The sequence below is a fragment of the Peribacillus psychrosaccharolyticus ATCC 23296 genome, from assembly GCF_000305495.1.
GTDB lineage: Bacteria > Bacillota > Bacilli > Bacillales > DSM-1321 > Peribacillus > Peribacillus psychrosaccharolyticus.
The window spans coordinates 21,040-28,776 of the sequence record NZ_AJTN02000182.1; the positions used below are offsets into that span (position 1 = coordinate 21,040).

Annotated in this window: 6 protein-coding genes; 3 read left to right on the forward strand and 3 right to left on the reverse strand. The window is 33.6% G+C overall.

Translation table 11 applies throughout. The features are described 5' to 3' along the window. The first annotated feature begins 998 nt into the window (after positions 1-998). Both WYK_RS09615 and WYK_RS23285 read left to right on the forward strand, forming a co-directional pair. A complete protein-coding gene (locus tag WYK_RS09615; RefSeq protein ID WP_040374284.1) occupies positions 999-1,772 on the forward strand; it encodes a ParA family protein in 774 nt (257 codons plus the stop codon). Further along, positions 1,756-2,178 carry a hypothetical protein gene (locus WYK_RS23285; RefSeq protein WP_051387412.1) on the forward strand — a complete coding sequence of 141 codons (423 nt, stop codon included), beginning with the start codon at positions 1,756-1,758 and terminating at the stop codon, positions 2,176-2,178. Before WYK_RS09615 ends, WYK_RS23285 begins: the two co-directional genes overlap by 17 nt. Positions 2,179-2,469: 291 nt before the next feature. Here the strand turns inward: WYK_RS23285 and WYK_RS23920 are convergent, their stop codons facing one another. Together WYK_RS23920 and WYK_RS26310 are read right to left on the reverse strand one after the other, a co-directional pair. Next, positions 2,470-2,553, reverse strand: a complete 84-nt coding sequence (locus WYK_RS23920) for a hypothetical protein (RefSeq protein WP_081704840.1) — start codon at positions 2,551-2,553, stop codon at positions 2,470-2,472. A 1,440-nt stretch (positions 2,554-3,993) separates the two neighbouring features. Beyond that, positions 3,994-4,227: a sunset domain-containing protein gene (locus WYK_RS26310; protein WP_040374286.1), complete on the reverse strand. Its 234-nt coding sequence runs from the start codon at positions 4,225-4,227 to the stop codon at positions 3,994-3,996. An 806-nt stretch (positions 4,228-5,033) separates the two neighbouring features. Between WYK_RS26310 and WYK_RS09635 the strand changes: the two genes are divergently transcribed. Then, positions 5,034-6,473: a DNA sulfur modification protein DndB gene (locus WYK_RS09635; protein WP_051387413.1), complete on the forward strand. Its 1,440-nt coding sequence runs from the start codon at positions 5,034-5,036 to the stop codon at positions 6,471-6,473. 607 nt (positions 6,474-7,080) lie between these two features. On the opposite strand, the gene WYK_RS09640 is transcribed toward WYK_RS09635, so the two are convergent. Next, positions 7,081-7,443, reverse strand: a complete 363-nt coding sequence (locus tag WYK_RS09640; protein ID WP_040374287.1) for a cupin domain-containing protein — start codon at positions 7,441-7,443, stop codon at positions 7,081-7,083. Between the last annotated feature and the right edge of the window lie 294 nt (positions 7,444-7,737).

Below are 7,737 nucleotides of genomic sequence, written 5' to 3' on the forward strand. Positions count from 1 at the left end.
AAAGTGTATGGACGTCAGCTGGTCAAAATGCCTTATAAACGAAATAACAAACCACCAGTTCATTCAATACTGGTGGTTTGTTATTTCGTTTTCGTTTTTATTCACATTAAGTGCTTAAGAATCAATACTCTCCAATTTTATGTCCGACCAAAAAAGATACATATGCTACATGTAAATATAAATAAGAGTATTAATATAAATATATATATTTATATTATTTACAAATAAAAATTGTTATTTATAGGGTTTGTTCTTTTTCATACCGGGATAGGCGAACCTGAAAACCTACAACTAGTCCTCGTTTATTCGGCAGGCATTCATGTATATATGAACTCTTTTTCCTTAATCCCTCTCCCTTCGAGACCATTTACTGAACTTCTCTTATGTATCTATTTAATGGAGACGATCCTAATTTGTCTCAATGCCAATTCTAAATACTCCCAAACATATACAACGTGTTGACTCTACTATTATAAAATAAACAAATATATTTACAAATACATTAATATATATGTAAATGTTTATATTAATAATCATGTAATTGTTTACATGAATTTTCTTTCCCTTCGAAATGATTTACTAACATATCCAACGAATTGACTTTTTATTATAAAATAAATAAGTATATTAACATATACATTAATATGTATGTAAATATTTATATTAATGTATATGTTAATGATCATACTATTGTTCATGTAATTGTTTACATGAATTCTCTTTCCTTAATTCCTCTCTCTTCGAAATGATTTACTAAACTTCTCTTATGTATCTACTAATGGAGACAATCCTAATTGGTCTCAATGCCCATTCTAAATACCTCCATAACATAACCAACGAATGGACTTATTATTATAAAATATACAAATATTTACATACATATACATTAATATGTATGTAAATATTTATATTAATGTATATACTCATGTTTTCTTTAACATAAATGTTTTTATACGTGATAAAATGTATATGTTATAGATTGAAGGGTGGAATTAAGAATGGCAAAAGTAATTACAATAGGCTTACAAAAAGGCGGCGTTGGAAAAACGACAACAGCCGGCATACTAAGTTTCATGCTAGCAAAGGACGGCTATAAGGTACTAGCAGTCGATATGGATTCACAGGGAAACCTTTCAAGTCTTCTTACTCAGCAAGAGGACGACCATTTTTCAGAAAAAACAATTTTAGAAGCCTTTGTTTCAGGTGAAGCAGCTCCTTACATATATGAGGTCAATGAACACTTACATGTCCTCCCTGCTGATGACTTTCTAGCAACATTGGCTAGATTCTTGTATACAGAATATCAAGAAAGCAATAAATCTTTAGCCTTACATGAATTACTAGCCCCCCTGAAGGACAAATACGACTATATTATTATAGATACTCCCCCTTCCCTTTCAGAGCCTATGGTTAATGCCATCTGCGCATCTGATTACGTAGTGGTGCTTGCAGAGAGTTCAAAATGGGCATTTAATGCTATACCTAGATTCCTAGACACTGTGGCATTCAGCCGTGAAAACATTAACCCCGGCCTGAAAGTTGCGGGTATTCTTCGAACAATGAATGATGTTCGTCGAGCTGATTCGAAGGCTTTTGTTGAAGTGATTGGCGAAGAGTATCCTGAATTATGTTTCGACGTAGTAATAAGAAGAAAAGCTTCTACAGGGAGAATTTCATTAGAAGGACTCTATGAAAATAAAGAATTGTCAAAAGCCTTAGATCAATATCAAGATTTCTATAAGGAGTTGATGGACCGTGTCAAAAACGGATGAAATCAAAAACAAGATAAGACAGCGCGATGCTCGCAGTTCTTTGATGGGTAGCACGAGCGAAACAGCAAAAAAACAAATAAACCAAAACAAAGAAAACATTGAAAAAAGTGAGCCTAAGAAAACGGAAAATGTACTCGTAGAGAAAACGAATATGAATGATGACATTACAAAAGAACGTTCACAAGCGACTAATGTTGAGAACGAGAATAATACATTTTTAAATAATTTAATCCAAGGTAAAGGCAAGAAAAAAAATGATGCGCTGATTAATACCGGAATCTACTTTGAACCGGAAGTCGTGGAGATCCTTAATAAATTGGGGAAACAAGGCGGTAGAGGTGCGAAATCTAAGATTGTAAATGATGCTGTTAAAGCAGTATTTAAGGAAGCCGGCCTAATAAAATAGTTTAATCTAAACATGAATGTATATCTTGTACATTCATGTTTTTTATTCATAGGAACTGGTAATTTACATGTTAACACTATTGAATTTACTAACAAATTACGCTAAATCATTACAATAAATTTCTTATTTTCGATTTCCTTAGTTTAGATTCTATTCTGCATGTTCATATTTAAAGTTCCTAAGCGAATTCCTATTTCAAATAAAAACAAGGAAGTATATGTACTTTACTTCACATTAAGACCTTAAATTGCTTTGAATTCATATTATATCTGAGAAGTAATATCAAAATTTTTAAGAAGCTTGATTCATATATATCTTTAAAATATCATAATCTTCTTGTATTTTCTTAAATTTCCCAGCATCTCCGTTCGCCATATCAGGATGATATAATTTAACAAGTTTTCTGTATTTTTTTTTATTACATTAAAATCAGTTGTATCTATTGGCAAATTAAATTCTTTAAGTATTGACTGAATGATCAAGGTGCTATTATTAATTTCAGTAAAATCTTTTTCTTGATATCTATTGTCGCTACTACTCTTTCTTTGTTCTTGTTCTTGTTCTTGTTCGTAATGTCCTCTGCTTCGTTCTTCTTTTCTTTTTCTTTCTTGTTTTTCTACCTCTACTGCATCTAATATTTCATCTAATTTTCCTTTTACTGCTTCATCTAAAATATTAGAAAAAGCAGCTTTGTAAAAAAACGTATCTTTTTTTATCTTCTTTTTAATTTTTCCTTCGGCTTCCTTCCAGATGTCCAATCCTGACGAATAAATGAAACATACATTTAAAAAAATTATAGCACCTGAGAGAATGATAAACGATTGACTCAGAAATGGAATCCCAAATATGATTAATACAAAAAATAAAAATCCAGATGAGCTTAAAATATTTCCCTTGCATTTCAACAATTTAAACTCTCTACTTTCTGTATTACGATTAAAATAAAAAAACCAATATATTATTGGAGATAAGAAAAAATACACTTATGTTGCTCCTTTTTTGTTTACTCTACTACATTTTAGGAATGATAAATATCCATAGATATACTAACATAATATTCCTTTGTATATATAATTTTTTATAAAAAACAGAAAAGTTAGTTCGTTAGTATACACGAAAAAATAGTCGAAGGTTTTGAATGGCGTTACGATGGATATAAACTAATTGTTAATCCCGAAGAGACAACACAAGCTCATCCAAGTGAAATTAATAAAGAAATTGATCATATGGACCAAATTATCTTATCTTAGAGGTGCTACAAGAAGCTCAGCAGAATATTAATCCTACCTTCTTGTTTCACAAAGTTATTTAAACTCACTAATAATAAAAAAAGTGATAAGCAGCCTCACACCACCAGATCCTCGCTCTAAAAGGCAAACAAAACAAGATTCTGCGGGTCAAAGAAGGCAAAACGCAAAAAATCCGCGACATTTACATCGCTAATTGCTTTCAAGATCCAACGGATTCTCCATCATTAGCATCCTTCGGTCACCCTGCGTTATATCGGCATTACTAAAGAAGAAACGAATAACGTCTTGAAAACATTTAGTGTCTTTTACTAAGGTTCCAATTTCATCCATGTTGGTCGTTAACAAAAAGAAAAGGAACACTTTCGTGTCCTTGAGATTTCTTCTTGAACTAATGCACCGGATAGTTTAAGAACATTTATTCAAAAACTAAATATTACCTGTTTTTTTCGAATTTGAAAAGCCCTTCCTTTATTGGAGGGGCCTTATATTTTTATTAAGTACGATTCTTTTTTTCCCGGAGGACTATTCACCTGGTCCTGGAAGCTGACCATGCCGAATTCAGGGATTATCTCATACTTTTTCTGTATCCAGCTTCTTCAGCCTCTTCCTCTGTACAAAACATTTCTTCAGCATCCGTTACATCATAAAATTGCCCTCCAGGAACGTGGTAGATTTTTTCTCCATTGTATGTAGTCAAATTCCCTTTAATATTTTCGTCACACCCCGATGTATCAGTATCGCTTACGTTGCTACTACAAGCACTTAATAATAGTAAAGAAACTAAAATTATATTCCTCAATTTGCACCTCTAGATATTTAATATGAATATAAAACCTATAAGAAACTCACTAAAAATCTTCACCTAAGATATAACTATCTACCCAGACCATACCCAATCCTTTTAAGTATAAGTTTATTAAATTGAATCTTATCTCGCAGACTCACTTCTTTTTGTTGTTGTTTTTCTCCATACAATTCATTTAAACAACCCACGAGAAAAAGATTACCACTATGGTCTTTAAAATGTTCGATCTTAGAGCCTTCACTATATCGAAAAATATAGTTTTGAGAGAATAGATTTTTTTGTTTGTAATTCTACCCTTTCCTTTACAAAATTATCTAAGCTACTTTGATATTTTTTAATACCTATTTCTAATTCTTATTTTCATGTAATTAAGTAGTCTAAACGTTCTTGCCCCATTACTAAATTTACTCCCTTTTATTTACAATATTCGATAATATAGGTATATTTTCCTGCATGTATAACATTTTTTCTATTATGCTAATTTTAATGAAAGGATAATACATCAAAAAGGCGCCAAGTGACAGCTTCCTTCTCTATCGTGGTTCACATAATGAAGATTATCAGCAATGAAAAGAAGTAGCCGATCCTTAGAATAATCAGGTTATAGAAATCATCGACAAACTACTCTCTATTTTAAAATAAAATATATCCTGGACAATAAATAAATAATGTCCTGGATAAATTAATTAGTTTTTTAAACACTCCTGGATGATTTAAATAATATTCCTGGAGTATTTACTTATTGACTATTTTCATATATTATACAAATAAAGATAATATACATGAGGAGGAAATAATTAATGGCTACTCAAACTGAACCACAAGAAAGCACAAGACCTCTCAGTGAATTAATTAAGCGTGGCAACACATCTGAGATGCAATTGAAAGTATTTGTCTCGAACAATCTTGGTCATAATACCCTATTGGCAAAGATTCCAATGTATGACTTTTATAGAATGTCGGACGTCGCAAATGAACGTAGTGAGCACGGCGAACCAGTAGCACAGCGTAAATTAGATGTTAAGCACGCAGCTGAATTAGCTCGTTACATACTTAAAGGATTGATAGCAACTAATATTCAATTAAATAGAGAAGATACTGGATCTATAATGGTTACTAGAGAAGGCCTACAAGAAATGATAGGGAAACAACCGTATTTGTCCTTACAGCCTATCGTTGCTAATTTAAGAACTGCTGGCCCAGGTGGAGAGAAGCTTCGAGCTAGTCCAATAGAAACAGAAAATAATGAAAATATAGGTATGAGAGTTTGGCTAGGACAAAGGGATATTTTGTGGGTAGTCGACGGTCAGCATCGGCGAAAAGCAGTGCAAATGGTTATTGAGTTTCTAGAGGAAATTCGATTAGAACAAAAATATCCTCCGAAAAAACAATCATTATTCCCTCATAATCGCGATGACCGTACAGTTCCTCAGGATGAACTAGAGGCTTGGATGGAATGTTATGAGTTAACAAGAGCAGAGTGTACAGTTAGTTTAGAAATTCATTTAGGGTTAGATATTTTAGAAGAGAGACAGTTGTTTCATGATTTAAACAACTTAGCTAAGAAAGTAGAAAAGAGTCTTGCTCTAGAATTTGATAGTTCTAATCCTGTTAATGCCTTTATCAAAGAAGATCTTATAGAGGGACAATTAGTTGCTGTTTCCTTCAAAGATAAAGTAGATTGGGAAAATGATGATGGATCTCTTACACGAAAAGATATTGTTGCAGTTAATGCCCACCTTATCTTAAATAAATCTAATATAAACGGGGCAACTCCAGTCATTGTAAATCCTCGTTTGAATGTTGCTAAACGTTTTTGGGAAGCTATTGTTCAAATCCCTGGATTCGGTGAAGAGGGCGCAAAAGCTATGACCCTTTCTGCTCAACCAGTAGTGCTTAAGGCAATTGCTAAGTTAACTTATAATTTCGCGTTTGGTCGTACTACAAGCAACGAGCAGTTATTGAACAAACTATTAGATGGCATTACTGATTTAGATTTTAGCCATGAGAATCCTATGTGGCGGTACTACCAATTAAGTGAGGAAGAAATAGAACAATATGGATTAACGAGTTTAAATGATTACCTACCAGATAATTCAACTGGTAATAGAGATATCGGTAAATACGATATTGAAACTGGATGGATGCGTTTTGGTAGCAAACATAATGATATTTTCCCCATTATAGGAGATATGATTCGTTGGAAGCTTAACCTTCCGAACCGCCATCAATCAACCTAATTACTCAAACCTTAAAATCAGAAAAAAACTTATTTACTTTTGATTCAAAGTCACAATGAGAAAGCCAGTAAGTGTTTAAAACAACATACTAGTTTTCTCCCCTTACACTAATACTTATATCATAAGCTTAATCAACTATCAGGCCAGAATAGTTGATTAAGCTTATTTTTTACCTGAATTTGAATGTATGATTTGTGCAAGAATCATACATTCAAAAGGCCGCCAATTGGCCGACTCCTTATGGAAGCTAATGCTCCCGTTATTTCAATAAGAAACTTGTGATTAGAAGGTAACTCAACTTTACCTACAATCAAATCGAGGTAAATCCGTTTGATGACGCTCTGCGTAAAATCATCTATTTGGCTACCATTGAAATTTCATCAACATGTTCAACCAACTTCTGGATCTTTTCTTGGGAGGAAGGAGAATCAATTTCGATTAGATACCGAATCTCTTGAAATCTTGGACGAACGGCAGGTTTCTTTATAGAATGTTAGATAATTGAATGCCGATAATGAGACGTTATGTAAACCTCACATGAATACGGTATACATCTCCTCCTTTTTTGGAAGTATCGACATCCAAATATCCCTTTTTCTCCCTTTGGTTAGCCCTTGTAGTAGTTTGTGCCAGCCGAGAACTCAATGAAGACGCACGCCTCATCTCCGACCGCCCATGCATCGTGACCAGGTGGCAACATCATGATGTCGCCTGAACCGAATTCCTCCTCAGATCCGTCGTCCATGACGACCTTTAGACGACCCGACTGCACGTAGGCAACATGAGGGAGTAAGCAACTATCCGTCCCAGCATACGGTTTCAGATCATTGGACCATATCGCCCCCTTCTCGAAGGTAACACGGTGAACCTCGACACCATCAAGAGACACATTTTCCTTCTTGATCAAGCCATAGACCTCCACCTCATCGGGTGTGTTTAGATTCTTCTTCTGCATGGTTATATTTGCCATATAGTGTACCACCTCTTTAAACAAATTAAATTCATATGAATTGTATGAATTATATAAATATAAACGTCAGGAGTAAAGACGAAAATTTCAAAGTATATGTTTTCCAAATGGGCACATAGATTCTCCTTCGCCTGTTTAACCTCCTACAGAAAAACGGGCGAAAATCTCATCGCTACGAGAAAAAGACAGTCTTTGATATACTTGGTGTCGTTCTCGACTTTTCGGAAAGTGAACAAAAAAAGCCTTTACGCTCTAAAAAAAATGAATGTAATATAGTTTAAGAATCTCACAGTC

Coding starts and splice junctions, on each gene's coding strand:
- WYK_RS09640 (WP_040374287.1), bottom strand. CDS start 7,443: ATGGCAAATATAACCATGCAGAAGAAGAATCTAAACACACCCGATGAG.
- WYK_RS23920 (WP_081704840.1), bottom strand. CDS start 2,553: ATGGCGAACGGAGATGCTGGGAAATTTAAGAAAATACAAGAAGATTAT.
- WYK_RS09615 (WP_040374284.1), top strand. CDS start 999: ATGGCAAAAGTAATTACAATAGGCTTACAAAAAGGCGGCGTTGGAAAA.
- WYK_RS09635 (WP_051387413.1), top strand. CDS start 5,034: ATGGCTACTCAAACTGAACCACAAGAAAGCACAAGACCTCTCAGTGAA.